34 protein-coding genes are annotated in these 25782 nt (G+C 62.9%); all 34 read left to right on the plus strand.

Going from position 1 to position 25782, the window contains the following annotated elements:
- The 34 genes from GC1_RS09550 (at nucleotide 1) to GC1_RS09715 (ending at nucleotide 25664) form a co-directional block, all read left to right on the plus strand.
- Entirely contained in the window at nucleotides 1-1044 is a 1044-nt protein-coding gene (locus tag GC1_RS09550; RefSeq protein ID WP_019297993.1) for a succinylglutamate desuccinylase/aspartoacylase family protein, read from the plus strand.
- A 199-nt stretch (nucleotides 1045-1243) separates the two neighbouring features.
- A complete protein-coding gene (gene rpmC, locus GC1_RS09555; protein WP_019297994.1) occupies nucleotides 1244-1444 on the plus strand; it encodes a 50S ribosomal protein L29 in 201 nt (66 codons plus the stop codon).
- 11 nt (nucleotides 1445-1455) lie between these two features.
- Nucleotides 1456-1686: a 30S ribosomal protein S17 gene (gene rpsQ / locus GC1_RS09560; RefSeq protein WP_005621877.1), complete on the plus strand. Its 231-nt coding sequence runs from the start codon at nucleotides 1456-1458 to the stop codon at nucleotides 1684-1686.
- Nucleotides 1687-1785: 99 nt separating this feature from the next.
- Nucleotides 1786-2154, plus strand: a complete 369-nt coding sequence (gene rplN, locus GC1_RS09565) for a 50S ribosomal protein L14 (protein ID WP_005621870.1) — start codon at nucleotides 1786-1788, stop codon at nucleotides 2152-2154.
- Between the two features lie 2 nt (nucleotides 2155-2156).
- Nucleotides 2157-2462: a 50S ribosomal protein L24 gene (rplX, locus tag GC1_RS09570; RefSeq protein ID WP_019297995.1), complete on the plus strand. Its 306-nt coding sequence runs from the start codon at nucleotides 2157-2159 to the stop codon at nucleotides 2460-2462.
- Nucleotides 2462-3025 (plus strand): 50S ribosomal protein L5, encoded by a 564-nt coding sequence (rplE, locus tag GC1_RS09575; RefSeq protein ID WP_019297996.1) that lies wholly within the window; start codon nucleotides 2462-2464, stop codon nucleotides 3023-3025. Before rplX ends, rplE begins: the two co-directional genes overlap by 1 nt.
- Before the next feature lie 20 nt (nucleotides 3026-3045).
- A complete protein-coding gene (gene rpsN, locus GC1_RS09580) occupies nucleotides 3046-3351 on the plus strand; it encodes a 30S ribosomal protein S14 (RefSeq protein WP_019297997.1) in 306 nt (101 codons plus the stop codon).
- A 13-nt stretch (nucleotides 3352-3364) separates the two neighbouring features.
- Entirely contained in the window at nucleotides 3365-3757 is a 393-nt protein-coding gene (rpsH, locus tag GC1_RS09585; RefSeq protein ID WP_019297998.1) for a 30S ribosomal protein S8, read from the plus strand.
- A 12-nt stretch (nucleotides 3758-3769) separates the two neighbouring features.
- Entirely contained in the window at nucleotides 3770-4303 is a 534-nt protein-coding gene (gene rplF / locus GC1_RS09590; protein ID WP_019297999.1) for a 50S ribosomal protein L6, read from the plus strand.
- Between the two features lie 11 nt (nucleotides 4304-4314).
- Nucleotides 4315-4674, plus strand: a complete 360-nt coding sequence (rplR, locus tag GC1_RS09595; RefSeq protein ID WP_019298000.1) for a 50S ribosomal protein L18 — start codon at nucleotides 4315-4317, stop codon at nucleotides 4672-4674.
- A gap of 114 nt (nucleotides 4675-4788) precedes the next feature.
- Nucleotides 4789-5358, plus strand: a complete 570-nt coding sequence (rpsE, locus tag GC1_RS09600; RefSeq protein ID WP_019298001.1) for a 30S ribosomal protein S5 — start codon at nucleotides 4789-4791, stop codon at nucleotides 5356-5358.
- Nucleotides 5359-5371: 13 nt separating this feature from the next.
- The gene (gene rpmD / locus GC1_RS09605) at nucleotides 5372-5560 is read left to right on the plus strand and encodes a 50S ribosomal protein L30 (protein WP_019298002.1); all 189 of its coding nucleotides are present in this window, start codon (nucleotides 5372-5374) and stop codon (nucleotides 5558-5560) included.
- A gap of 103 nt (nucleotides 5561-5663) precedes the next feature.
- A complete protein-coding gene (locus GC1_RS09610) occupies nucleotides 5664-6284 on the plus strand; it encodes a hypothetical protein (protein ID WP_152612418.1) in 621 nt (206 codons plus the stop codon).
- A 47-nt stretch (nucleotides 6285-6331) separates the two neighbouring features.
- On the plus strand, nucleotides 6332-6751 hold the full coding sequence (locus GC1_RS09615; protein ID WP_019298004.1) for a hypothetical protein: 420 nt from the start codon (nucleotides 6332-6334) through the stop codon (nucleotides 6749-6751).
- A 143-nt stretch (nucleotides 6752-6894) separates the two neighbouring features.
- Nucleotides 6895-7107 (plus strand): DUF1127 domain-containing protein, encoded by a 213-nt coding sequence (locus tag GC1_RS09620; RefSeq protein ID WP_019298005.1) that lies wholly within the window; start codon nucleotides 6895-6897, stop codon nucleotides 7105-7107.
- 265 nt (nucleotides 7108-7372) lie between these two features.
- Complete coding sequence (locus tag GC1_RS09625; RefSeq protein ID WP_019298006.1) at nucleotides 7373-7588, plus strand: DUF1127 domain-containing protein; 216 nt, start codon at nucleotides 7373-7375, stop codon at nucleotides 7586-7588.
- A gap of 552 nt (nucleotides 7589-8140) precedes the next feature.
- On the plus strand, nucleotides 8141-8614 hold the full coding sequence (locus GC1_RS09630; protein WP_019298007.1) for a hypothetical protein: 474 nt from the start codon (nucleotides 8141-8143) through the stop codon (nucleotides 8612-8614).
- 129 nt (nucleotides 8615-8743) lie between these two features.
- Nucleotides 8744-9214 (plus strand): 50S ribosomal protein L15, encoded by a 471-nt coding sequence (gene rplO, locus GC1_RS09635; RefSeq protein WP_019298008.1) that lies wholly within the window; start codon nucleotides 8744-8746, stop codon nucleotides 9212-9214.
- Between the two features lie 111 nt (nucleotides 9215-9325).
- The gene (gene secY / locus GC1_RS09640; RefSeq protein ID WP_019298009.1) at nucleotides 9326-10690 is read left to right on the plus strand and encodes a preprotein translocase subunit SecY; all 1365 of its coding nucleotides are present in this window, start codon (nucleotides 9326-9328) and stop codon (nucleotides 10688-10690) included.
- Nucleotides 10687-11334 (plus strand): adenylate kinase, encoded by a 648-nt coding sequence (locus tag GC1_RS09645; RefSeq protein ID WP_019298010.1) that lies wholly within the window; start codon nucleotides 10687-10689, stop codon nucleotides 11332-11334. Before secY ends, GC1_RS09645 begins: the two co-directional genes overlap by 4 nt.
- Nucleotides 11335-11405: 71 nt before the next feature.
- On the plus strand, nucleotides 11406-11801 hold the full coding sequence (locus GC1_RS09650) for a hypothetical protein (protein WP_019298011.1): 396 nt from the start codon (nucleotides 11406-11408) through the stop codon (nucleotides 11799-11801).
- Nucleotides 11802-12026: 225 nt separating this feature from the next.
- Entirely contained in the window at nucleotides 12027-12395 is a 369-nt protein-coding gene (gene rpsM / locus GC1_RS09655; protein ID WP_019298012.1) for a 30S ribosomal protein S13, read from the plus strand.
- A 14-nt stretch (nucleotides 12396-12409) separates the two neighbouring features.
- Nucleotides 12410-12799 (plus strand): 30S ribosomal protein S11, encoded by a 390-nt coding sequence (rpsK, locus tag GC1_RS09660; protein WP_019298013.1) that lies wholly within the window; start codon nucleotides 12410-12412, stop codon nucleotides 12797-12799.
- A 113-nt stretch (nucleotides 12800-12912) separates the two neighbouring features.
- The gene (locus GC1_RS09665) at nucleotides 12913-13929 is read left to right on the plus strand and encodes a DNA-directed RNA polymerase subunit alpha (RefSeq protein WP_019298014.1); all 1017 of its coding nucleotides are present in this window, start codon (nucleotides 12913-12915) and stop codon (nucleotides 13927-13929) included.
- 136 nt (nucleotides 13930-14065) lie between these two features.
- Nucleotides 14066-14494: a 50S ribosomal protein L17 gene (rplQ, locus tag GC1_RS09670; RefSeq protein ID WP_019298015.1), complete on the plus strand. Its 429-nt coding sequence runs from the start codon at nucleotides 14066-14068 to the stop codon at nucleotides 14492-14494.
- A 171-nt stretch (nucleotides 14495-14665) separates the two neighbouring features.
- Nucleotides 14666-17086 carry a CHASE3 domain-containing protein gene (locus GC1_RS09675; RefSeq protein WP_019298016.1) on the plus strand — a complete coding sequence of 807 codons (2421 nt, stop codon included), beginning with the start codon at nucleotides 14666-14668 and terminating at the stop codon, nucleotides 17084-17086.
- 296 nt (nucleotides 17087-17382) lie between these two features.
- Nucleotides 17383-18459: a 3-deoxy-7-phosphoheptulonate synthase gene (locus GC1_RS09680; RefSeq protein ID WP_019298017.1), complete on the plus strand. Its 1077-nt coding sequence runs from the start codon at nucleotides 17383-17385 to the stop codon at nucleotides 18457-18459.
- Between the two features lie 233 nt (nucleotides 18460-18692).
- A complete protein-coding gene (locus tag GC1_RS09685; RefSeq protein ID WP_019298018.1) occupies nucleotides 18693-20099 on the plus strand; it encodes a trypsin-like peptidase domain-containing protein in 1407 nt (468 codons plus the stop codon).
- Complete coding sequence (locus tag GC1_RS09690) at nucleotides 20099-21421, plus strand: replication-associated recombination protein A (protein ID WP_019298019.1); 1323 nt, start codon at nucleotides 20099-20101, stop codon at nucleotides 21419-21421. Before GC1_RS09685 ends, GC1_RS09690 begins: the two co-directional genes overlap by 1 nt.
- Nucleotides 21422-21619: 198 nt before the next feature.
- Nucleotides 21620-22000: a fluoride efflux transporter CrcB gene (gene crcB / locus GC1_RS09695; RefSeq protein WP_019298020.1), complete on the plus strand. Its 381-nt coding sequence runs from the start codon at nucleotides 21620-21622 to the stop codon at nucleotides 21998-22000.
- The gene (locus GC1_RS09700; protein WP_019298021.1) at nucleotides 21997-23043 is read left to right on the plus strand and encodes an RluA family pseudouridine synthase; all 1047 of its coding nucleotides are present in this window, start codon (nucleotides 21997-21999) and stop codon (nucleotides 23041-23043) included. The genes crcB and GC1_RS09700 overlap by 4 nt, the downstream gene beginning before the upstream one ends.
- Nucleotides 23040-23708, plus strand: a complete 669-nt coding sequence (locus tag GC1_RS09705) for an HAD family hydrolase (protein ID WP_019298022.1) — start codon at nucleotides 23040-23042, stop codon at nucleotides 23706-23708. The genes GC1_RS09700 and GC1_RS09705 overlap by 4 nt, the downstream gene beginning before the upstream one ends.
- Before the next feature lie 3 nt (nucleotides 23709-23711).
- Complete coding sequence (locus GC1_RS09710; protein WP_019298023.1) at nucleotides 23712-24416, plus strand: ATP12 family chaperone protein; 705 nt, start codon at nucleotides 23712-23714, stop codon at nucleotides 24414-24416.
- Between the two features lie 231 nt (nucleotides 24417-24647).
- Nucleotides 24648-25664, plus strand: coding sequence for an amino acid ABC transporter substrate-binding protein (locus GC1_RS09715; protein WP_029205012.1), 1017 nt, complete (start codon nucleotides 24648-24650; stop codon nucleotides 25662-25664).
- Nucleotides 25665-25782 lie beyond the last annotated feature (118 nt).

Genomic DNA, 25782 nt, shown 5'->3' on the forward strand with positions numbered 1-25782 from the left:
ATGGCGCGGCGTTCCCCTTTTGAAATCGGCGGCTTCCACATTCCGCCCGGCACCCGCCGCACCGTGGATATGCCGGTCAGCGTGCTGTCGGACCACACGCCGGTCACCATGTCCGCCCATGTGATCCACGGCGCGGAGGAGGGGCCGGCGCTGTTTGTCTCTGCCGCCATCCACGGCGACGAGGTGATCGGGGTGGAAATCGCCCGCCGCCTGCTGCGCAGCCGCCAGTTCTCGCGCCTGAAGGGCACGCTGATTGTGGTGCCGATCGTCAACACCTTCGGCTTCCTCAACCACTCCCGCTACCTGCCGGACCGGCGCGATCTGAACCGGTCCTTCCCAGGCAGCGAAGGGGGCTCACTGGCCAGCCGCCTGGCGCATCTTTTCATGACAGAGGTGGTGGCGCGCTGTGACCTCGGCATCGACCTGCATTCCGCCGCGATCCACCGCACCAACATGCCGCAGATCCGGGTGTCGCCCAAGTCGCCGGAGACACTGGCCTATGCCGATGCCTTCGGCGCGCCGGTGGTGATCCGCTCCTCGCTGCGCGACGGCAGCTTGCGCAAGGAGGCACAGAAGGCGGGCGTCGATATCCTGCTTTATGAGGCGGGGGAGGGGCTGCGGTTCGACGAGCAGTCCGCCCGCGTCGGCGTTGCCGGCATCCTGCGGGTGATGCATGCGCTGGGCATGATCCCCGACGACGGCGTGCCGCTGGCCGAGGCGGTGCCGGTCAAGGCCAGCGACAGCAGCTGGGAGCGTGCCCCCGCAGGCGGGCTCTTGCGGGGCTACAAGACCACCGGCGAAATGGTGGAGGAGGGCGACGTGCTGGGCATCGTCGCCGACCCCTTCGGGGAGGAGGAGGTGGAGCTGACCGCCAGCCAGCCCGGCCTGATCATCGGCCGCGCCAACATGCCCATCGTCAACGAGGGCGACGCGCTGTTCCACATCGCCAAGGTGTCCGCGCCGGAAGAGGCCGAAGACCGCATCGAAAGCCTGAACGCCCAGCTGGACGGGGCTGCGATGTTTGATGAGGATGAGATTATCTGACCGCCCCGGCGGCCCGCCAATCTTTCCCTTGCCCCTCACCCCCGTCTCCTCTATAGGGACCCATCGCTTGAACCCAATCCGTCTTAGATCCGGGTCAGGTGATTCTTTTTTGCTGCCCGTTCCGGGCGGTTGACATAACCCACCAGGTAAAAAGGTGACCCTCGGGGCCTTCTGGTGCTTTGGACAAGGAACAAAGGCGATGAACGCCAATGATCTGCGCGAGAAGACCGTGGATGAACTCCGCGATATGCTCGCATCCCTGAAAAAAGAGAGCTTCAACCTGCGCTTTCAGCAGGCAACCGGTCAGTTGGAATCGACCTCCGGCATCAAAGCGGCCCGCCGCAACGCTGCCCGCGTCAAGACCATCCTGAACGAAAAAGCTGCAGCAGCAGCCGAATAAGGAGCGACACAATGCCCAAACGTATCCTGCAAGGCGTTGTGACCAGCGACGCAAACGCCCAGACCGTCACCGTCTCGGTTGAACGCCGCTTCACGCACCCGGTTCTGAAGAAAACCATCCGTAAGTCCAAGAAATACCGGGCTCACGATGAAAAGAACGCTTTCAAGGTCGGCGACTCCGTACGCATCATCGAATGCGCGCCGAAATCGAAAACGAAACGCTGGGAAGTTCTGGAAGCCTAAGAGTCTCACTCGAGGCTCCTGGCGGCTAGACTTAACAGTCAGTCGAAACCCTGGGGGATACCAGCACGCATCGCTGCCCCATAGGTCGGGAGAAACCACATGATCCAGATGCAAACAAATCTGGATGTTGCTGACAACTCCGGCGCCCGCCGAGTTCAGTGCATCAAGGTTCTGGGTGGCTCCAAGCGTAAATACGCTTCCGTTGGCGACATCATCGTCGTCTCGGTTAAAGAAGCCATCCCGCGCGGCCGCGTGAAAAAAGGCGACGTCCGTAAGGCCGTTGTCGTGCGCACCGCCAAAGAAGTCCGCCGCGAAGACGGCACCGCGATCCGTTTTGACCGGAACGCAGCTGTCATCCTGAACAACAACAACGAGCCGGTCGGTACCCGTATCTTTGGCCCGGTTGTTCGTGAACTGCGCGCGAAGAACTTCATGAAGATCATCTCGCTGGCTCCGGAGGTGCTGTAATCATGGCTGCGAAACTCCGTAAAGGCGACAAGGTCGTCGTGCTGGCAGGCCGCGATAAGGGCAAGGAAGGCACCATCGCCTCCGTTGACCCGAAAGCCGGCAAAGCCGTCGTCGAAGGCGTGAACATGGCAATCCGCCACACCCGCCAGACCCAAAACAGCCAGGGCGGCCGTCTGCCCAAGGCACTGCCGATCGACCTGTCGAACCTGGCACTGCTGGACAGCAACGGCAAAGCAACCCGCGTCGGCTTCCGCGAGGAAGACGGCAAGAAGGTGCGCTTCGCCAAGACCACCGGGGAGACTGTCTGATGCTTGACGCTGCAACCTACACCCCGCGCCTGAAAACTCTCTACAAGGACACCATCCGTGGCGCCCTGAAAGAAGAGTTTGGCTACAAGAACGAGATGATGCTCCCCAAGCTGGAGAAAATCGTTCTTAACATCGGCTGCGGCCGTGCTGCTGTCAAAGACAGCAAGAAAGCCAAATCCGCCCAGGCCGACCTGACCGCGATTGCGGGCCAGAAGGCTCTGACCACCGTGGCAAAGAATTCCATCGCCGGCTTCCGCGTTCGCGAAGGCATGCCGATGGGCGCCAAGGTGACCCTGCGCGGTGACCGGATGTACGAATTCCTCGACCGTCTGATCACCATTGCGATGCCCCGTATCCGCGACTTCCGCGGTGTTTCGGGCACCTCCTTCGACGGCCGCGGCAACTATGCCATGGGCCTGAAAGAGCACATCGTGTTCCCGGAAATCGACTTTGACAAGATCGACGAAGCCTGGGGCATGGACATCGTGATCGCCACCACCGCGAAAACCGACGCGGAAGCAAAGGCGCTGTTGAAAGCTTTCAACATGCCCTTCAACAGCTAAGCGCGGGAAGGATAGAGACCATGGCTAAGAAAAGCATGATCGAACGCGAGAAGAAGCGCGAGCGCCTGGTGGCAAAATACGCCGCAAAGCGTGCCGAGCTGAAAGAAATCGCAAACGACGAATCTCGCCCGATGGAAGAGCGCTTCAAGGCGCGTCTGAAACTGGCGAAACTGCCGCGCAACTCGTCGGCAACCCGTCTTCACAACCGTTGCCAGCTCACCGGCCGTCCGCACGCTTACTACCGTAAGCTGAAGGTCAGCCGTATTGCGCTGCGCGAGCTGGGTTCTGCTGGTCAGATCCCCGGCCTGGTGAAATCGAGCTGGTAAGGGAGAGACTGATATGAACGATCCTATCGGCGATATGCTCACCCGTATCCGTAACTCTCAGATGCGTGGCAAATCCACCGTCATGACCCCGGCTTCCAAGCTGCGGGCATGGGTGCTGGACGTGCTGGCAGACGAGGGCTACATCCGCGGTTATGAGAAGATGACTGGTGAAAATGGCCACCCGGCCATCGAAATCAGCCTCAAGTACTTCGACGGCGAACCTGTCATTCGCGAGCTCAAGCGGGTCTCCAAGCCCGGCCGCCGCGTTTACATGGGCGTCAATGACATCCCGTCGGTCCGTCAGGGCCTGGGCGTGTCGATTGTCTCCACCCCCAAGGGTGTGATGTCGGACGCAAACGCACGCGCAGCCAACGTTGGCGGCGAAGTGCTTTGCACCGTCTTCTAAGGAGGCCTCGCAATGTCCCGTATTGGTAAGAAACCGGTCGAACTTCCCAGCGGCGTTTCCGCCTCTGTGTCCGGCCAGACCATCGAAGTGAAAGGCCCGAAAGGCGCCCGCAGCTTCACCGCAACCGACGACGTCACCCTCTCCGTGAACGACAACGTTGTCACCATCGAGCCGCGCGGCAAGTCCAAGCGTGCCCGTCAGCAGTGGGGCATGTCCCGCACTCAGGTGGCCAACCTCGTGACCGGCGTGACCCAGGGCTTCAAAAAAGAGCTGGAGATCCAGGGTGTGGGTTACCGGGCTCAGATGCAGGGCAACACCCTGAAGCTGAACCTGGGCTACAGCCACGACGTCGACTTCGTTGCACCCGATGGCATCACCATCACCGCACCGAAGCAGACTGAAATCGTTGTGGAAGGTATCGACCAGCAGCAGGTGGGCGAAGTGGCGGCGAAAATCCGCGACTGGCGCCGTCCCGAGCCGTACAAAGGCAAGGGCATCCGCTACAAGGGCGAATTCATCTTCCGCAAGGAAGGCAAGAAGAAGTAAGGACCAGCAAAATGGCAAACAGCAAACGTACCCTGTTTCTGAAGCGCCGGCTGCGCGTCCGGAACAAGCTTCGCAAAGTGAACGCAGGCCGTCCGCGTCTGTCCGTGCACCGTTCGAACAAGAACATCTCTGTTCAGCTGATCGACGACCTGCGCGGTGTGACCCTGGCAGCAGCGTCGACCCTGGAAAAAGATCTCGGTGTTGTCGGCAAGAACAACATCGACGCAGCGTCCAAAGTTGGTGCAGCGATCGCCGAGCGCGCAAAAGCGGCTGGCGTGACCGAAGCCTACTTCGACCGCGGCGGCTTCCTGTTCCACGGCAAAGTGAAGGCTCTGGCCGACGCTGCGCGTGAAGGCGGCCTGAAGATCTAATCCCATGCGGGCGGCCTCTCGGGGCCGCCCCGATGATCCGGGAACCCGGACCCGTTCCGGGTTCACCAAGGATTGATAGAACAGGCGCCTAGCGCCCTATGAAAGGAATGCCTGATGGCAGAACGTGAAAACCGCCGCGGCCCCCGCCGCGAGCGTGAAGAGGCACCGGAATTTGCAGATCGCCTGGTCGCGATCAACCGCGTGTCGAAAACCGTAAAAGGCGGTAAGCGCTTTGGCTTCGCAGCCCTGGTTGTCGTTGGCGACCAGAAAGGCCGCGTCGGCTTTGGCAAGGGCAAGGCGAAAGAAGTGCCCGAGGCGATCCGCAAGGCGACCGAGCAGGCGAAGCGCCAGATGATCCGCGTGCCGCTGAAAGAAGGCCGCACCCTGCACCACGACATGTCCGGCCGTCACGGCGCAGGCAAAGTTGTGATGCGGACCGCACCGGAAGGTACCGGTATCATCGCGGGCGGCCCGATGCGTGCCGTGTTCGAGATGCTGGGCATCAAGGACGTGGTCTCCAAGTCGATCGGTTCGCAGAACCCCTACAACATGATCCGCGCCACCCTGAACGGCCTGCAAAAAGAGCAGAGCCCGCGTTCGGTGGCTCAGCGCCGCGGCAAAAAGGTCGCCGACATCCTGCCCAAGCGGGATGAAGCACCGGCAGCTGCCGAAGCTGAAGCGTAAGGAGTAGAGAGACATGGCAAAAACCATCGTCGTCAAGCAGATCGGCTCGCCGATCCGCCGCCCCGCCAAACAGCGCGCAACCCTGGTTGGCCTGGGCCTGAACAAGATGCACAAGACCCGTGAGCTGGAGGATACTCCTTCGGTCCGCGGCATGGTCAACTCGATCCCGCACCTGGTTCAGATCATCGAAGAGCGCGGCTAAGCCCCTCTCGGTTGTTAGACAAAAAACGCTCCGGTGGTTGCCACCGGGGCGTTTTTATATTTTGGTGCCGGAAAGTTCATGAAAGTGTTTTCCAGGAGATGAAATGCGTTTGATATCAATTGTTTCGGCCGTTGCGGTGCTGCTTTCGGCTTGTGGATCTTCAGGACCGTCCCGCGAGCAGACCATTGCCGCTTTCCGGGCGGGGCCGTCAGCAGCTGAGCGGCAGGGTTACCATAAGATCGGAACGATGCAGATCAGCCAGAAAGGCGAACCTTACAGCGGGTTCCATGTAACGGTCAGCCAGCAGCGCTCCCTTCCGGAGGCCTATTTCCAGGTGGATCTGCGGCCGGTGTCGCAAAGGCCTGAAGGGATCTCGAGGGATTACAGAATTCCCGACCAAATCCTTGAAGATATTCCGAACAGCTTGCTAGCAGAGGCAAGTGTCCAGATTGCCAGCGGCCGGGGAACTGACAGGATCCACAGGCTGGCCAAGGAAGTGGCCAAGCGTACCTACTGCGTCGGGCGAACAGTAGGTAACTACGATCTGAAGGGGACCCGGGTAACGGACCCTGCGTCGATTGCAAAAGTGATCGCAGCCACCGGCGGCGATGTTCTGGGTAAAAACATCAGCCATCTGAATATCAAGCGCGAGCGAATTCCAGTTGTGGACCGTAAGGTGCATCATACCGGGAATGCCTGGGCTCAGGTGAACCTGAAGTGCTGACGCGGTGCTTGGCAGTTATTAGCGCGGCAGCATTGCTCTCAGGATGTATGTCTGCTGAAAGCAGTGGCCGCCAAAAGGTTGCGCAGACTGCAGCGGATCAGACACTGATGCTGTTTGATCCGCAGCACGGGTTTCAAATCGTCTATTTTGCCAGCGAAGAGCAAAGCTGGCTTTGGTATCCGGGCAACCGGATTAGCCTGCCGGCTTCGGTGCGGCAGGAAGCGGACCGGATCTGTTTCAAATATCCCGCGGAGTCTTTCAACCCGGTCACAAAGGCAGTTGGGGGGAACTGGAACTGTATCCCTAATTTCTTGCATGATGGATTGACGGTTGCTGCCGCTGAGGGAGATGTCTTCAATCTTTCGGCGGGAACTGTGCCCTACCGGCGGTCGAAATGCGACGGTACGGGCAGATTCGGGCGGGGGACTGTTGATCCTGGCCTCTATCGGCAAGGATGCGGTGTTTAGCGGCACCTTGCAGCGCGTGCATAGCGGGCAGTCCGATCCGTCAGTTGTTCGACTCATCCCCCGGTCCTATCTCGGTGTCACAGCAAACGACCAAACACGGACCGCCGGGAATAGGCCCGGCATCAGAGACAAGGACCTGAACGATGGCACATGTTATCTCCGCTGCACACACCGGCCACAGCCTGACCGCCCGCATCCGCGCAACCGTTGAGGGCCTGGTGGACTCCTGGACCAAAGCCCGCGAATTCCAGCGCACCTACAACGAGCTGGACGCGCTGTCCGATCACGAGCTCTCGGACATCGGTGTCCGCCGCAGCGACATCGCCGATATCGCGCATCAGCACGTCTACGGCTAAGAATTCCCTTTTCCCGGGCGCTCCTCTCCTCCTCCTCTTCATGCCCGGGCCAAAGCGCCTCTGCCCCTCGCGGGGCGGGGGCGTTTTCTATTGCGGGCATTCAAGGTGCCTCACGCATTTGTGCTATGCGCCCGCCGCATAGCCGCCAGACCAAAGCAGCCGTTGCGGGCTTGCGGGGCCATCCTTATTTCCCTGTCACTTCAGACGAACAGATCAAGCGACGCGCCGGAGGCACGCTCTGGCAGCGCAGCAAGGAACAAGAACAATGGCCTTTACAACTCTATCCGCACCGGTCTCCGCCGGTCTCTTCACCCGTTTCCTGAGCGTAGCCTCCGGCCTCTACCGGAACTGGCAGCTGCGCCGCGAATACCGGCAGACCGTTCACGCGCTGCGCGCGCTTTCGGCCCGCGACCTGGCCGACATCGGCCTCTGCCGCTGCGCCATCCCCGGCGCCGCGCGCGAGCACGTCTACGGCAAGTGATCTCCCCGGCCGGCTGACGGATCCTCCTCCCTCTCCGAACGCCCGGCCCAAAAGCGCCCCTGCCATCCCGGCGGGGGCGTTTTTTCTTCGTTAGCTGAAAACACCGCCCGGCCGGCAGGCCGGGCAGCGCCCGGACCTCCCCCACGGGGAGGGCGCTTTCAGCACCCGCCCCGAGGCCCGGTCGCTGCCCTCTTGGTCCTACACAACCGGGGTGTACTGGCCCGTTGCGCACCCACCGTACGCACCGCCTACGGGGTTTTAACCCGGCAGTGGCAGTATCATCCCCGGTCATGATCACCCGCCGGGCCTGACACCCCCGGCACCAGGAACAGGGCTCCGGTCTGGCACCCGGAGCGCGCAGACGCGTTTTCGCATGGGGGCAACCCCATCCCCTCTCCACCCCGGCGGCGCCGCCACCCTTAAACGGACGGCCAGCAGCAGAACGGATGCAGAAAGACAGACGGCAGGATGCACAACCGGCAGGGCAGGGGCCTTGGCGAGGGATGTTCTTTGTGGCAGCTTCTCAGGAATTCATAGAAATTAAAGTCGGCGATGAGTGACGAGAAAGTAATTTCTGACCTGAAGGCGTTAGCCCGATCCGCATCGGAGCAGTCTCTCTGGGACATCGCGCGATCAGATGGCCATGGCAGTGAATACGAGCGCCGGCAGCATTTCGAAGCGCTAAATGAGCTTATTCACAGGCAGAATTGTGAAATAACAAATCATCAGGAATTGAGCTGGTACCCTCTGGAGGCCATCGAGCTTTGCTCGCACGTATTTGTCGCTGACCGTTCGGAAGCCTTTGCAGTGGCAACCGCTCTCTTGATTATCGACGACTTGCGGACTGGCAGTGTCGACTACATGGGCTGTCGTATGTCCAAGGGGGTGTTAGCAAACTACGAGTTGCTGCCAAAGCGATTACGAGAGCCATTGCAGTTCGGGGTAACAGCTATCAAAACCTCCAAGGCATATCTGGACGAGCAGGGCGCGGATCAGGCGCTGCGCGCGGTTTCCAAGCGGAAGTGAAGCCTTGATCCCATCTCCCAACCCGTCTATAGGCACCCGGTGGCGTTCCGCGCCACGGAATCACCAATCAAGAAACGCCGCGGTTGGCCCATCACGCTTCGGGGGCCACATCCGGCAAGGAGAAGCGACATGAAACTTCACGAACTGCGCGACAATGCAGGCGCCGCCAAGAAACGCACCCGTGTGGCCCGTGGCCCGGGTTCCGGCAAAGGCAAAATGGGCGGCCGCGGCATCAAAGGCCAGAAATCCCGTTCGGGCGTCTCGATCAACGGCTACGAAGGCGGCCAGATGCCCTTGTACCAGCGTCTGCCCAAGCGCGGCTTCAACAAGCCGAACCGCAAGGCATACGCCGTTGTGAACCTGGGCCTGATCCAGAAATTCATCGACGCCGGCAAACTGGACGCGGCCTCCATCACCGAGGATTCGCTGGTTGCCTCCGGCCTGGTCCGCCGCAAACTGGACGGCGTCCGCATCCTGGCCAAAGGCGAAATCACTGCCAAAGCAACCATCGCAGTCACCGGCGCATCCGCTGCTGCGGTTGATGCTGTTGCAAAAGCTGGCGGCACTCTGACTGTGGCAGCCCCCGCCGCCGCAGAGTAACGGCTTGTGAGCGGCGCCAATGCCGCTTACATAGTCTCCGAGTTTTCCTAGAACGCCGCCCGAGCCGGAAAACGGTTCCGGGCGGCGTTTCGCTAAAGAAGAGACCTTTTCATGGTATCAGCAGCAGAACAAATGGCGGCAAACACCAGCTGGGCTGCCCTTGGCAAAGCTACGGATCTGCGCAACCGCATCCTGTTCACCATCGGCCTTTTGATCGTCTACCGCCTGGGCACCTTCATTCCGGTTCCCGGCATCGACGCAGCCGCCCTGCGCCAGTTCATGGAGCAGGCAGGCCAGGGCATCGGCGGCATGGTGTCGATGTTCACCGGCGGCGCGCTTGGCCGCATGGGGATCTTTGCCCTCGGCATTATGCCTTATATCTCCGCCTCCATTATCGTTCAGCTTCTGACCTCGATGGTGCCTTCGCTTGAGCAGCTCAAGAAAGAGGGCGAGCAGGGCCGCAAGAAGATCAACCAGTACACCCGCTACGGCACCGTGGCGCTGGCGACTGCGCAGGCCTATGGCCTCGCCGTGTCGCTGGAACAGGGCGATCTGGCGACCGATCCGGGCATGTATTTCCGCATGGCCTGCATGATCACCCTGGTCGGCGGCACCATGTTCCTGATGTGGCTGGGCGAGCAGATCACCCAGCGCGGCATCGGCAACGGCATCTCGCTGATCATCTTCGTCGGCATCATCGCCGAGGTTCCGGCAGCGATTGCCCAGTTCTTCGCCTCCGGCCGCTCCGGCGCGATCAGCCCCGCCGTGATCATCGGCGTGATCCTGATGGTGATCGCGGTGATCATGTTCGTGGTGTTCATGGAGCGCGCGCTGCGCAAAATCCACATCCAGTACCCGCGCCGCCAGGTCGGCATGAAGGTCTATGACGGCGGCTCCTCGCATCTGCCGGTCAAGGTGAACCCGGCGGGCGTGATCCCGGCGATCTTCGCCTCCTCGCTGCTGCTGCTGCCGACCACCATCTCGGCGTTCTCCTCGGGCGCGGCGACCGGCCCGGTGATGTCCTGGCTGCTCGCGAACTTCGGCCCCGGCCAGCCGCTCTACCTGCTGTTCTTCGTCGCGATGATCGTGTTCTTTGCCTATTTCTACACCTTCAACGTCTCCTTCAAACCGGAAGACGTGGCGAACAACCTGAAGAACCAGAACGGCTTTGTCCCCGGTGTCCGCCCCGGCAAGAAGACCGCTGAATACATCGAATACGTGGTCAACCGCATCCTGGTTCTGGGCTCCGGCTACCTGGCCCTGGTCTGCCTCCTGCCGGAGGTCCTCCGCGGCCAATTCGCCATCCCTGTATATTTTGGCGGCACGTCCGTTCTGATTGTGGTATCCGTCACCATGGACACCATTCAGCAGGTGCAAAGCCACCTCCTCGCGCATCAGTATGAGGGCCTTATCGAGAAGAGCCAGCTGCGCGGGCGCAACAAGAAACGGACAAAACGGGGACCCTCTCGCCGATGACCAATATTATTCTCCTTGGCCCGCCTGGTGCGGGCAAAGGTACGCAAGCGCGTTACCTGGTTGAATCCCGCGGCATGGTGCAGCTCAGCACCGGCGACATGCTGCGGGAGGCCCAGACCTCTGGCACTGAAATGGGCAAGAAAGTTGCTGCCATCATGGCCGAGGGCAAGCTGGTCACCGACCAGATCGTGATCGGCCTGATCCGCGAAAAACTGCAGGGCGGCGCCGAGGGCGGCTTCATCTTCGACGGTTTCCCGCGCACCCTGGCCCAGGCCGATGCACTGGCCAAGCTGCTGGATGAAATGGATCTGAAACTCGACGCCGTGATCGAGATGCAGGTCGACGACGACGCGCTGGTCGCCCGCATCACCGGCCGCTCCACCTGCGGTGGCTGCGGCGAGGTCTACCACGACCAGACCAAACCCTGGCCGGCAGACGGTAAATGCGCCAACTGCGGCAGCGACAACGTGCAGCGCCGGGCGGACGACAATGAGGACAGCCTCAAGACCCGCCTGATGGAATACTACAAGAAGACCTCGCCGCTGATTGGCTACTATTACGCCAAGGGCAACCTCCAGCGCCTGGACGGCCTCGCCTCGATTGAGGAAGTCCGCAAGAGCATGGCCTGGATCATGGGCGAATAAGCCGCCCGTTTACCGGATCGAAGTGCCCCGTGCTGCAAAGCTGCGGGGCATTTTCATTTCCGGAGGCCCCGATGCCCGCACCCCGCCTGCAACTGCCCGCCACACTTGCCGCGATCATTGCCCTGTCCGGCCCGCTTCAGGCCGATCAGCTTTACCTGGATGACGCGGCTGCCTGCGACCGGGTGCTGATCAGCGAGAACGGCATTTCGGATTATGCCAATGAGGGCGGGCTGATCCTGCATCAGAGCGGCTTCAGCTCGATGGAGTATTTCTGCAACTTCCAGCCTGCGCTCAGCCTGGGATGGGGCAGCTACCGGGTGAGCGACCACACCGGCCGCTGCGAGCTGCCGGGCCCGCAGTATTTCCCGCAGCTGTTCACGGTAGTTCTGGACCCGGAGGAGCCCGGCACGGTATCCATCTGGATGGGCGAGGCGGAACCCTTGCGCTTCTTCGCCTGCAGCAGCTGACAGGGCAGGGGAACAGCCCGCGGCGTTTTCGCAGATCACGGGTTGACCCCCGCGGCAATTCCACATAGGCAACCCCATCCCTTCTGGGAATGATTCCCGGCGGATGGATTCGTCTGTCTGCCTTACCACCTCGAAATGCTGGACCCTCTGGCCACACTGCCACGGTCAAGTGTTGTGAAAAAAGGTTCCGGCGTTACGGAACCGCAACGAAAAGGAAAGTGACACGTGGCACGTATTGCCGGCGTTAACATCCCGACTGCAAAGCGGGTTCCCATCGCCCTCACCTACATCACCGGTATCGGCAACACCTCGGCGAAAGCCATCTGTGAGGCTGTTGGCATCGACGCAACCCGTCGTGTGAACGAACTGTCCGACGCTGAAGTTCTGGCTGTGCGCGAGCACATCGACGCCAACTACACCGTCGAAGGCGACCTGCGCCGTGAAGTGACCATGAACATCAAACGCCTGATGGACCTGGGCTGCTACCGTGGCCTGCGCCACCGCCGCAACCTGCCGGTCCGCGGTCAGCGTACCCACACCAACGCCCGTACCCGCAAGGGCCCGGCCAAGCCGATCGCCGGCAAGAAGAAGTAAGGGGGGCTTGATCAATGGCACGCGATAAAACCCGCATTAAGCGTAAAGAGCGCAAGAACATCGCCTCCGGCGTTGCTCACGTGAACTCTTCGTTCAACAACACCAAGATCCTGATCTCCGACGTGCAGGGCAACGCGATCTCCTGGTCGTCCGCCGGCACCATGGGCTTCAAAGGCTCCCGGAAATCCACTCCATACGCGGCTCAGATGGCTGCTGAGGACGCGGGCAAGAAAGCCCAGGAACACGGTGTGAAGACCCTGGAAGTCGAAGTTCAGGGCCCCGGCTCTGGCCGTGAATCGGCTCTGCGCGCACTGGCCGCTGTCGGCTTCAACATCACCTCGATCCGTGATGTGACCCCGATCGCGCACAACGGCTGCCGCCCGCCGAAGCGCCGCCGCGTCTAATTCGAATTTTTTGCTGGGGCCCCGCTTGATTCGCAGGGCCCCAGTGCGTCATTTAAACCTCGGGCGTCCTTGGCCTTCCGGACATGGGGCAGGGACAGGAATGGAGGGAACGCATGATCCATAAGAACTGGGCAGAGCTGATCAAGCCGGCACAGCTGGAAGTGAAGCCGGGCAACGATCCTGCACGCCAGGCAACTGTCGTCGCAGAGCCGCTGGAACGCGGTTTCGGCCTGACCCTGGGCAACGCGCTGCGCCGCGTCCTGATGAGCTCGCTGCAAGGCGCGGCCATCACCAGCGTGCAGATCGACAACGTCCTGCACGAGTTTTCGTCCGTGGCCGGTGTCCGTGAAGACGTCACCGACATCATCCTGAACCTCAAGGGCGTGTCCCTGCGCATGGAAGTCGAAGGCCCCAAGCGCCTGTCGATCAATGCCAAGGGTCCGGCAGTTGTCACCGCTGGCGACATTGCTGAAACCGCAGGCATCGAGGTTCTGAACCGCGACCACGTGATCTGCCACCTGGACGACGGCGCCGACCTGTTCATGGAACTGACCGTGAACACCGGCAAAGGCTATGTCTCGGCAGACAAGAACAAGCCGGAAGACGCTCCGATCGGCCTGATCCCGATCGACGCGATCTACTCGCCGGTCAAGAAGGTCTCCTATGACGTTCAGCCGACCCGTGAGGGCCAGGTGCTGGACTATGACAAGCTGACCATGAAGGTGGAAACCGACGGCTCCATCTCCCCTGACGATGCCGTGGCTTATGCCGCCCGCATCCTGCAGGACCAGCTGTCGATCTTCGTCAACTTCGACGAGCCGGAATCGGCTGGCCGCCAGGACGAGGACGATGGTCTGGAGTTCAACCCGCTTCTCTTGAAGAAAGTGGACGAGCTGGAACTGTCTGTCCGTTCGGCAAACTGCCTGAAGAACGACAACATCGTCTACATCGGCGACCTGATCCAGAAAACCGAAGCCGAGATGCTGCGCACCCCGAACTTCGGCCGCAAGTCGCTGAACGAGATCAAAGAAGTGCTGTCGGGCATGGGCCTGCACCTTGGCATGGACGTCGAGGATTGGCCGCCGGACAACATCGAAGATCTGGCCAAGAAGTTCGAAGACAGCTTCTAAAGGTTTCGAGGAGGGCTCCGGCCCTCCTCTTCAATGCCCGGGACTGCCGGGGACAACATGGGCACCCGCCCCAAGGTGAGCGGCTGACACGCATCAGCCGCCTGACAAAGCAAAACGCAAGATAAGGAATTGAAAAATGCGTCACGCACGTGGTTACCGCCGCCTGAACCGTACTCATGAGCACCGCAAGGCCCTGTTCTCCAACATGGCCGGCTCGCTGATCGAGCACGAGCAGATCAAGACCACCCTGCCCAAAGCAAAAGAACTGCGCCCGATCATTGAAAAACTGATCACTCTGGCGAAACGCGGCGACCTGCACGCCCGCCGTCAGGCAGCTTCCAAGCTGAAAGAGGACAAGGACGTCGCGAAACTGTTCGAGGTTCTGGGCCCGCGCTACAAGGACCGTCAGGGCGGCTATGTCCGTGTTCTGAAGGCCGGCTTCCGTTACGGCGACATGGCTCCGATGGCCATCATCGAGTTCGTCGACCGCGACGTTTCCGCCAAAGGTGCTGCCGACAAGGCCCGCCTGGAAGCAGAAGAAGCAGCTGCTGAAGCAGACGAATAAGACGCGCTGAACCTTCCGGGTTCACTGTCTGGCCCCCGCTCCATCCGGAGCGGGGGTTTTTCTTTACGCCACGGCACTTCCCGGGCGTTTAAGATTCACTTTTCAGGTGAAAGGGAATCGTAATTTTCTTCTGGCTTAACTCTGCCATCCGAAATTTCCGGGACAGATGTGATGGCAAAGAAGAAGACATCCGCGGCCAGGCGGTTTTCACTGGCAAATCTCAGTACCAAGGTGAAAATCGTATCCGTTGCGCTGCTGCCGCTTCTTTTGGTGCTTGGGGTGGGGGTGCTTGCCGTCTTCAACCTGGGCCGGATGGATCAATCGGCCAAGGCCGTGGATCACACCCAGGAAATCCTGACCGGCTCGCAGACCCTGGCTGAGGCTGCCTCGCAGATGGAGGCAGGCCTGCGCGGCTACCTGCTGGCGGGCCGGGAGGAATATCTGGTCCCCTTTGAGGACGGTAAGGCGCAGGTCGCTGAAACCCTCGCCAGCCTGCGCACTCTGGCAGCAGGCGACGCAGAGATTCTTGCCACTCTGGACGAGGCGGAGCAGACACTGGCGGGCTGGCAGGAAAACGTGGCCGCCGGCGCCATCGCGCTGCGCCAGGAAATCGGCGACGCCATGACCATGAACGACATGGCCGCCGAGGTGAAGAAATCCAAGGGCCGGGTCTATTTCGAGCAGTTCCGCACCGAGATGACCAATGTCATCGAGGAGGAGGAAGTCGAGCTCAACAACCGCCGCAACACCTTCATGTCGCTAGTGAACGCGGGCATCGCCGATCCGGATTACCTGAACACCTCGCTTGAGGCGGTGGAGCAGACTCACAAGATCATCAGCCGGGCCAAGGACCTTCTGGCCGCCGCTGTAGACATGGAAACCGGTATGCGCGGCTTTCTTCTAGCGGGCGACCGGGAGTTTCTGGAACCCTATATGGAAGGAAACGGCCGCTTCAACGAGGTTCTGGCCGATCTCCGGCTGGCGCTGGCAGACAACCTGATGCAGGCAAACCGCCTGAACAAGGTGGCGGGGATCATTGACGAATGGCGCAATGAAGTTGTCGTGCCGATGCTGCAGCTGCGCCGGGTGATCGGCAGCGCCGCCACCATGGACGACATGGCCGACATGGTGGCCGAGGGCCGCGGCAAGGAGTATTTTGACAGCTTCCGCGCGACTATGGAGACGCTGCAGGCCGCTGGCACCGCGGCCATGGCGGAACGCCGTGCCGCCAATGAGGAACTGGGCGCCCAGACCCGCACCATGATCCCCGCAGCCATCGGCGGCGCGACCCTGATCGGCGGCATCCTGGCACTTGTGATCGCCTCAGGCATCGCGTCGGGCATCCGCCGCATCGTCGTGTCGATGCGCGGCCTGGCAGAGGGCAACAACGCGGTTGAGATCCAGGGCCAGACCCGCGGCGATGAGGTCGGCGACATGGCCCGCGCGCTGGAGAAATTCCGCGACGAGCTGGTGCGGATGCAAGAGGCGGAAGCGCAAAAGGCAGAGAGCAAGGACGCCGAACTGGCGGGTGTTGTGCGCGAGCTGAGCGAACGTCTGTCGCGACTGGCGCATGGCGATCTCACCATCCGCATTGCCGAGGAATTCCCCGAGGAATACGAACAGCTGCGCGCCGATTTCAACGGTTCGGTCGACAATCTGAATGCAACTGTGCAGCAGGTGATCGAGGCCTCCACTAGCATCCGCAGCGGAGCGGCCGAGATCAGCCAGGCCTCTGACGACCTGTCGCACCGGACTGAAAGCCAGGCGGCAACTTTGGAAGAAACTGCCGCTGCCATAGATGAGCTGACAGCATCGGTGAAATCGGCAGCCGAGGGCGCCCGCAACGTGGAAAACACCGTGCGCGAAGCCCGCCAGGAAGCCGAAACCAGCGGCGAGGTGGTGCAGGAGGCGGTTGCTGCCATGGGCGGGATCGAGGACAGCTCCAAGAAGATCAGCCAGATCATCGGCGTAATCGACGACATTTCCTTCCAGACCAACCTGCTGGCGCTGAACGCCGGGGTGGAGGCCGCCCGCGCAGGCGAAGCAGGCCGCGGCTTTGCGGTGGTTGCGTCCGAGGTGCGGGCGCTGGCGCAGCGATCCTCTGACGCGGCGATGGAAATCAAAACGCTGATCTCCGACAGCTCCCGCCAGGTGGATCAGGGCGTTGATCTGGTCGGCCGTGCAGGGCAGGCGCTGCAGTCCATCGTGGGCCGCGTCAGCCATATCTCGCAGCTGGTCTCCGAAATCGCCGAAGGCGCCGAGGAACAGTCCACCGGCCTGCATGAGATCAACACCGGCGTCACCCAGCTGGATCAGGTGACCCAGCAGAACGCCGCCATGGTGGAGGAGGCAACTGCCGCAGGCCACATGCTGAACAGCGACGCAATGAAGCTCGCCGATCTGGTGACGCGCTTCCAGGTGGACGGCAGCAGCGCGGCGCTTGCGGCGCCGGAAGCGCCCGCGGCGCAGCCCTCCGCCCATGGCGATGATGATTGGGGCGATGAGGATTGGTCGGCCGAGCCCAGCCCGGCGCCGGTTGCCGCCGCCGCCAGCGATGGCAATGCCGCCCGCGATCTGTGGCAGGACTTCTGACCGCTGCCGCCAGGAAAATGCCAAGGGCCCTCCCACGCGGGAGGGCCTTTTGCTGTGCTGCGGGCGCATTTCCGGGGTGACAGCCCCGCGAATCTCCGCTAGCGTCCGGCCCATGACCCGTAGCTATGCCGCATTCTGGTATTTCTTTTATCCGCGCCACATGGCGGACGGAGGGGTCAGCGCGTTCTGAAGACAGACAGGAAACGCACCAGGATACCACCAACCGCCCGCAGCCCGCAGGCGGTTTTTTTGTATCCGCCGCAGCGCCAAGGGCCACCCGCCAAGGAAGCTGAAACATGACACCCCAGACCGAAAACCTCCGCATCACCGGCATGCAGGAACTGATCTCTCCCGAAGACCTCGCCGCACAGCTGCCCACGACGGCTGAGGCCACCGATACCGTGCTGGCCAGCCGCACCGCCATTCAGGACGTGCTGCACGGCCGCGACGGCCGCGTCGTCGCCGTGGTCGGCCCCTGTTCCATCCACGACCCCAAGGCGGCAATGGAGTATGCCGAACGGCTGGCCCCGCTGCGCGCGCGTCTTGCCGGAGAGCTGGAAATCGTGATGCGGGTCTACTTCGAGAAACCCCGCACCATCTCCGGCTGGAAGGGGCTGATCAACGATCCCGGTCTCGACAATTCCTTCCGCATCAACGAGGGCCTGGGGCTGGCGCGCCGCCTGTGCCTCGACATCAACGCGCTTGGCCTGCCGGTCGGGACCGAGTTCCTCGATACCGCGGTGCCGCAGTACATCTCTGACCTGGTGGCCTGGGCCGCCATTGGCGCCCGCACCACCGAAAGCCAGATCCACCGCGAGATGGCCTCCGGCCTCAGCTGCCCGGTCGGCTTCAAGAACGGCACCCGCGGCAATGTGCAGATCGCGGTGGACGCGGTGCGCTCGGCCGCCCATCCGCATCATTTCATGGCGCTGGCCAAATCGGGCCGCGCGGCGATTGCGGCCACCAGCGGCAACCCGGACTGCCACCTGATCCTGCGCGGCGGCGGCGGCACCAACTATGACGCGGCCTCGGTCGATGCGGCCTGCAAGCTGGCGGAAAAGGACGGCATCCGCGGCCATGTGATGATCGACGCCAGCCACGCCAACAGCGGCAAGGATCCCATGAAACAGCCCGCGGTGCTGCGCGATGTGGCGGCACAGATCGCAGGCGGCGACAGCCGCATCACCGGGGTGATGGTGGAAAGCCATCTGGTGGCGGGCCGCCAGGATCTGGGCAACGGGGAACTGACCTACGGCCAGTCGATCACCGACGGCTGCCTCGGCTGGGAAGACACCGTGGCCGCGTTGGAGCATCTGGCCGAGGCGGTTGCCAAGCGCCGCGCAGCCGCGCAGGCGGATCTGGCAGAAGCCTGAGGCCCGCCGAGGGGTGCGCGCCTTCGGGCGCGTGCCTTCGGCACTGAGTATTTGGGCAAAGAAGAAGAGCCTGCTTTGGATTGCCGCCGCTTCTTCTTTGCGAAAAGTACTCCGGGGTGAATTGGCCGCAAGGCCAAGAGGGGCAGCGCCCCTCCGCCCTCTGGGACGCTGCCGTCTTGCAATCCGGGCGCGCGCTCCGCATATCCTTCACGCAGCAACAAACGGGAGTCCCCATGATCCGCCCAGCCCTGACCGCCCTTGCCCTGTGTCTTGCCCTGCCTGCGCTGGCCTTGCCCGCGGCGGCTGAAACCAAGGTGCCGCAGAGCCAGGCGGAGATTGCGCTGGGGTTTGCGCCGCTGGTTCAGGAAGCCTCGCCTGCGGTGGTCAACATCTATGCCAAGGTGGTGCGCCAGGTGCAGCAGCGCCGCCGCTCGCCGTTCATGAATGATCCGTTCTTCGATGATTTCTTCCGCGGCTTTGCCAAGCCGCAGCCGCGGGTGGAGAACTCGCTGGGGTCGGGGGTGATCCTGTCGGCGGACGGCATCGTGGTCTCCAACTACCACGTTGTCGGCAGCGCCACAGAAATCCGCGTGGTGACCAATGACCGGCGCGAATACAATGCGCGGGTGATCCTGGGCGACAAGGCCAGCGATCTGGCGATCCTGCAGCTGGAGGAGGCCGCGGACCTGCCGCATCTGGACCTGCGCGACAGCGACGGGGTGCAGGTGGGTGAGCTGGCGCTGGCGATCGGCAACCCGTTCGGGGTCGGCCAGACCGTCAGCAGCGGCATCATCTCGGGCCTGGCGCGCACCGGCATGGGGGCTGGTGACGGCTTTGGCTACTACATTCAGACCGACGCGCCGATCAATCCGGGCAATTCCGGCGGCGCGCTGATTGACGTCAATGGCGACCTCATCGGCATCAACACCCGCATCCTGTCCCGCTCCGGCGGCTCCAACGGCATCGGCTTTGCCATTCCCGCCAACCTGGTCAAGCAGTTCGTGGAACAAGCCCGGACCGGCGCCGAGGAATTCCAACGCCCCTGGGCCGGCATGGCCGGGCAGCCGGTGGATGCGGACCTCGCCGCCTCGATGGGCATGGAAGTGCCGGAGGGCATGGTGGTTTCCGACCTGCACCGGGAAAGCCCCTTTGCCAAGGAAGGCTTCAAGGTGGGAGATGTGATCACCCATGTGGATGGAGAGGTGGTGAACTCGCCCTCCGAAATGGTGTTCCGGATGTCGGTCTCCGGCCTGGGCGGCACAGCTGAGATCACCCGCCTGCGCGGGGCGGAGCGCGAGGTGATCGCGGTGCCGATGATCACCGCGCCGGACCAGCCGCCCGCCAACCCGGTGCAGCTGGATGAAAAGACCGCGCTGCCCGGCCTGACCGTGGCGCAGATCAATCCCCAGGTGATTGCCCGCCTCGGCCTACCGCTGTCGGCGGAGGGCGTGGTGGTCACCGATCCCGGCCCCTATGCGGGCCGCGGCGGGGTGCAGCCGGGCGATGCGCTCTTGGCGGTGAACGGCCAGGCGGTCACCGGCACCGAGGACGTCTATGCCATCCTCGCCAACAGCGGCCGCTGGATTCAGCTGGACCTGAACCGCCGCGGCCAGCGCGTCACCCTGCGGTTCCGTACCTGATGGCGGACCTGTTCGGCACCCCGGCGCCATCGGACGGCGAGGCACAGCAGGCCAGCAAGAACCGGCCGCTGGCAGACCGGCTGCGGCCGCAGTCGCTGGCGGATGTGATCGGCCAGGAACAGGTGCTGGGGCCGGAGGCGCCCTTGGGCGTGATGCTGGCCTCGGGCTCGCTCTCTTCGCTGATCTTTTGGGGGCCGCCGGGGGTGGGCAAGACCACAATCGCGCGGCTGCTGGCGCAGGAGACCGACCTGCATTTCGTGCAGATCTCGGCGATCTTCACCGGCGTGCCGGAGCTGCGCAAGGTGTTCGAAGCCGCCAAGATCCGCCGCCAGAACGGGCAGGGGACGCTGCTGTTCGTGGATGAGATCCACCGCTTCAACAAGGCCCAGCAGGACGGCTTCCTGCCGCATATGGAGGATGGAACCATCCTCCTGGTGGGGGCGACGACGGAAAACCCCTCGTTCGAGCTGAACGCCGCTGTGCTGAGCCGTTCGCAGGTGCTGGTGCTGGAACGGCTGTCGCTTGCCGATCTCGAACGCCTGACCCAGCGCGCCGAAAAGGAGCTGGGCCGCGCCCTGCCGCTGTCGGGGGATGCTCGCGATGCGCTGCATGAGATGGCCGACGGTGACGGGCGGGCGCTTTTGAACCTCATTGAACAGGTTGCCGCCTGGAAGGTGGAGGCGCCGCTGGGGCGGGAGGCGCTGTCGGCGCGGCTGATGCGCCGGGCGGCCAAGTTCGACAAGTCCGGTGACGAGCATTACAACCTCATTTCCGCCCTGCACAAGTCGATCCGCGGCTCCGACGCGGATGCGGCGCTTTACTGGCTGGCGCGGATGCTGGAGGGCGGCGAGGATCCGCGGTTCCTGGCCCGGCGGCTGACAATGATGTCCACCGAGGACATCGGCATGGCCGACCCGCAGGCCAACACGGTTTGCCTGAATGCCTGGCAGACCTATGAGCGCCTTGGCAGCCCGGAGGGCGAGCTGGCGCTGGCCAACGCCGCCGTCTACTTGGCGCTGGCGCCGAAATCCAACGCGGTTTACGTGGGCATCAAGGCCGCCCGCCGGCTGGCCAAGCAGACCGGCAGCGCGCCGCCGCCCAAGCACATCCTCAACGCGCCGACCAAGCTCATGTCGGAGCAGGGCTATGGCGACGGCTATGCCTATGACCACGACGCCGAGGACGGTTTTTCAGGCCAGAACTACTTTCCCGACGGGGTGAAGCGGCCGGTGCTTTATCAGCCGGTGGAGCGCGGGTTTGAGCGCGAGCTGAAGCGGCGCACGGATTATTTCGCCAACCTCAGGCTGAAGCGAAACAAGTAAAGCGGCTTTGCCGGCAAAGCCGCGGCCTCCGGCGGGGGGTGAGTGATGTCCCGGAAACCGTCTGGGGGACGGTTTCAATCACGAACGGGCGGAGCCCTGGGAAAGATGAAAGGGCGGGCGCGTGCCTGAGGCAGCCCTGCGCGCTGTGCAATACGGGCAAAACTTGACATCCCTGCCTGTGCCGGCGACAGGACGGGGATGATTTCTTCGGTTTCCATGGTGGCCCTTGGCGGCGCAATCGGGGCGGTGTGCCGCTATCTGGCCGGGCTGGGCATCATCCGGCTGCTGGGGCATCACGATTTCCCGGTGGCGATCCTGACGGTGAATATCCTCGGCTCCTTCCTGATGGGGATGTTCGTGGTGGCGGCGGCGCTGCGGGACCTGACCTGGCTCAGCCCGCTGGTGATGACCGGGCTGCTGGGCGGGTTCACCACCTTCTCGGCGTTCTCGCTGGAGACCGCCAACCTGATCGAGCGCGGCGCCTTCGGGCAGGCGGCGCTGTATGTAGCTTTGTCCGTGGGCCTGTCGGTCGGCGGATTGTTTCTCGGCCTGGTGGCCGCAAGAGGAGTGTTCGCATGAGCGGCGTTCAGATGATTACCGTCAGCGAAGACGACAGCGGCCAGCGCATCGACCGCTGGCTGCGGCGGCTGTTTCCGCATGTGAACCAGGGCCGCATCGAGAAGATGTGCCGCAAGGGCGAGCTGCGGCTGGACGGCGCCCGGGTGAAGGCCAATACCCGCGTCGAGGCGGGGCAGGTGGTGCGGGTGCCGCCGCTGGCGGACAGCGACCTGAAACCGGCCGCACCGCGCGAGATGAAGGTCTCGGATGCCGATGCCAAGATGATCCGCGATTGCGTGATCTACCGCGACGATGACGTGATCGTGCTGAACAAGCCCGCCGGGCTGGCGGTGCAGGGCGGCTCCGGCACCACCAAGCACGTGGACGGCTTGGCCGAGGCGCTGAAGTTCGGGCTGGAGGACAAGCCCAAGCTGGTGCACCGGATCGACAAGGACACCTCTGGCGTTCTGGTGCTGGCGCGCAACCGCAAGGCGGCGCAGGGGCTGACGGCCGCGTTCCGCCACAAGAACACCCGCAAGATCTATTGGGCCTTGGTGGCCGGGGTGCCGACGCCGTACCTGGGCGAGATCAAGAATGGCTTGGTGAAGGCGCCGGGGCATGGCAAGTCCGGCGAGGGCGAGAAGATGATCAACGTGCATCCGCACGACATCGACGACACGCCCGGCGCCAAGCGGGCGCACACGCTTTATGCCACGCTCTACCGCGTTGCCAGCCGCGCCGCCTGGGTGGCGATGGAGCCCATTACAGGGCGTACCCACCAGCTGCGGGCGCATATGTCCGGCATGGGCCATCCCATCGCAGGCGACGGCAAATACGGCGGTTCGGGGCAGGAGAACCTGGGCGACGGCTGGGGCGCCTCGATCGGCGGCGTGATCTCCAAGAAGCTGCACCTGCACGCGCGCCGGATGGTGTTTGAGCACCCGGTCACGCACAAGCAGGTCTCGGTGGTGGCACCGCTGCCGGATCACATGAAGGAAAGCTGGGACACCTTCGGCTGGAGTGAAGACCTGGCGGCGGACGACCCGTTTGAGGATCTGAAGTGAGCGCGGACCTGCGGCTGATCCTGTTTGACGTTGACGGCACTCTGGTGGACAGCCAGGGCGCGATCACTGGCGCAATGGCAGAGGCGTTTCAAGGGGTTGGCCTGGACGTTCCGCCGCGCGAGAGGATCCTGTCCATCGTCGGCCTGTCGCTGCCCCTGGCCATGGCGGAGCTGGCGCCGGAGCAGGACGCGGCAACGCAGGAGGCGCTGGTGGAGGGCTACAAGTCCTCCTACATGCTGGCGCGCGAGGCGGCGGGCGCGGCGCATTCGCCGCTTTACCCCGGCACGCGGGAGATGCTGGCAGAGCTGAACGAGGTGCCGGAATACCTGCTGGGGGTTGCCACCGGAAAATCCCAACGCGGCGTGGATGCGCTGATTGCGGCGCATGGGCTGAATTGCTTTGTGACCCGGCAGGTGGCTGATCATCACCCGTCGAAACCGCATCCGTCGATGGTGCTGACGGCAATGGCGGAGACCGGGGTGGAGCAGGCAAGCACCGTGATGATCGGCGACACGCGGTTTGACATCGAAATGGGGCGCGCAGCGGGGGTCACCACCATCGCCGTTCCCTGGGGCTATCACCCGGCAGAAACCTTGGGCGCCGATTACCTGATCCGCGATTTCGCGGAGCTGCGCCCGCTGCTGGCAGAAATCTGGAAGGGCTAGGATATGAGCGGCTGGGCACAGAAACGGTTCTGGAAAGCGGTCACCGTGGCGGAAGCTGCGGAGGGTTTCGAGGTGGAGCTGGACGGGCGCCGGGTCAAGACCCCGGCCAAGGCACCGCTGATGGTGCCGACGCGGGAAATGGCCGAGGCGATTGCCGCGGAATGGGACGCCCAAACCGAATCAGTTAACCCCAATTCCATGCCTTGCACCCGGTCGGCCAACGCTGCAATTGACAAGGTGACACATCAGCACAGCGAAGTTGCGGCGATGCTGGCCGAATACGGCGACAGTGATCTCTTGTGCTACCGGGCGGACTCTCCGGTTGAACTGGCGGCCCGTCAGGCCGCGGAATGGGACCCGGTGCTGGACTGGGCCGAGGCGGAACTGGGGGTGCGTCTGCTGCCCCGGACCGGGGTTCTGCACCAGCCGCAGGAACCCGCAGTCCTGGCGGTTCTGGCGGAGAAAACCCGCGCCATGACTCCCTTCCAGCTGGCTGCATTTCACGATCTTGTAGGCATTTCAGGCTCTTTGATCCTTGGCTTTGCAGCCGCTTCGGGCTGGCGCAGTGCCGAGGAGATCTGGCTGCTGTCGCGCCTGGACGAGCGCTGGCAGGAAGAGCAGTGGGGTGAGGACGAAGAAGCCCAGGCTGCAGCCGAAGTGAAACGGCAGGAATTCCTGCACGCCAAGCGATTCTTCGATTTTTCCTGACCGGATAAGAAATTACTTATCCACAGCCGAACCGGAAACAAAATTCCGCGCGGACGCCGTTCGTGCGGAATTCGTACATCGAAATTCCTGATACCGCCCTTGACGTTTGCTGATGAATGCGCCCAAACTCAGCCACGAATTAGGGGCAAACCCTTCTTCAGTCTCATATCCGGCGGGGGATCGCCGGAAAATAAGAACCGCCGAATGGCGGGCTATCAGGAAGAGGTAAATATGAAAAAATCCGTTATTTTGGGCGCAATGACCTTTGCCGGTCTTGCGGCTGGCGCAGCATCTGCCGGCACGCTGGACGACGTGAAGGCCCGCGGCAAGCTGAACTGCGGCGTCACCACCGGCCTGGTCGGCTTTGCGGCCCCGAATGCAAACGGTGAATGGGAAGGCTTTGACGTTGCCGTGTGCCGTGCTGTGGCTGCAGCCGTGCTGGGCGACTCGAGCGCTGTCGAATTCGTGCCGACCACCGGCAAGACCCGCTTTACCGCGCTGGCGTCTGGCGAAATCGACATGCTGGCCCGCAACACCACCTGGACCTTCAGCCGCGACGTTGACCTGAAGTTCGAATTCGTGGGCGTCAACTACTATGACGGCCAGGGCTTCATGGTCCCGAAAGAGCTGGGCGTGTCCTCCGCCAAGGAACTGGACGGCGCCACCGTGTGTATCCAGACCGGCACCACCACCGAGCTGAACCTGGCGGACTTCTTCCGCTCCAACAACATCAGCTACGAGCCGGTTCCGATCGAAACCAACGCCGAAGCGCAGCAGCAGTACCTGGCAGGCGCCTGTGACGTCTACACCACCGACGCCTCCGGCCTGGCCGCAACCCGCGCCACCTTCGACGATCCGGCCGGCCACGTGATCCTGCCGGAAATCATCTCCAAGGAGCCGCTGGGCCCGCTGGTCCGCCATGGCGACCATGAGTGGGGCGATGTGGTCCGCTGGAGCCTGATGGCGCTGATCGCGGCAGAAGAGCTGGGCGTGACCTCGGCCAACCTGAGCGAAATGGCAGCTGGCACCGAGAACCCGGAAATCAACCGCCTGCTGGGCACCGAAGGCACTCTGGGCGAGATGCTCGGCCTGTCGGCTGACTGGGGCAAGAACGCGATTGCCGCTCAGGGCAACTACGGCGAGATCTTTGCCAAGAACATCGGCGAAGACACTCCGGTTGGCCTGGCCCGCGGCCTGAACGCACAGTGGACCGAAGGCGGCCTGCTGTACGCTCCGCCGTTCCGCTAAACACACCACCGGGAGGGGCGCAGGATTTTCCTGCGCCCTTTTCCTATCATGAAAATGCTCTGGCCAGCTGCGGAGCGGGGACAACCCCGCCAGGATCACGACGCCGGAGTCAGGGGAT

Origin of the sequence: Leisingera sp. ANG1, from assembly GCF_000203975.2 — a bacterium.
GTDB lineage: Bacteria > Pseudomonadota > Alphaproteobacteria > Rhodobacterales > Rhodobacteraceae > Leisingera.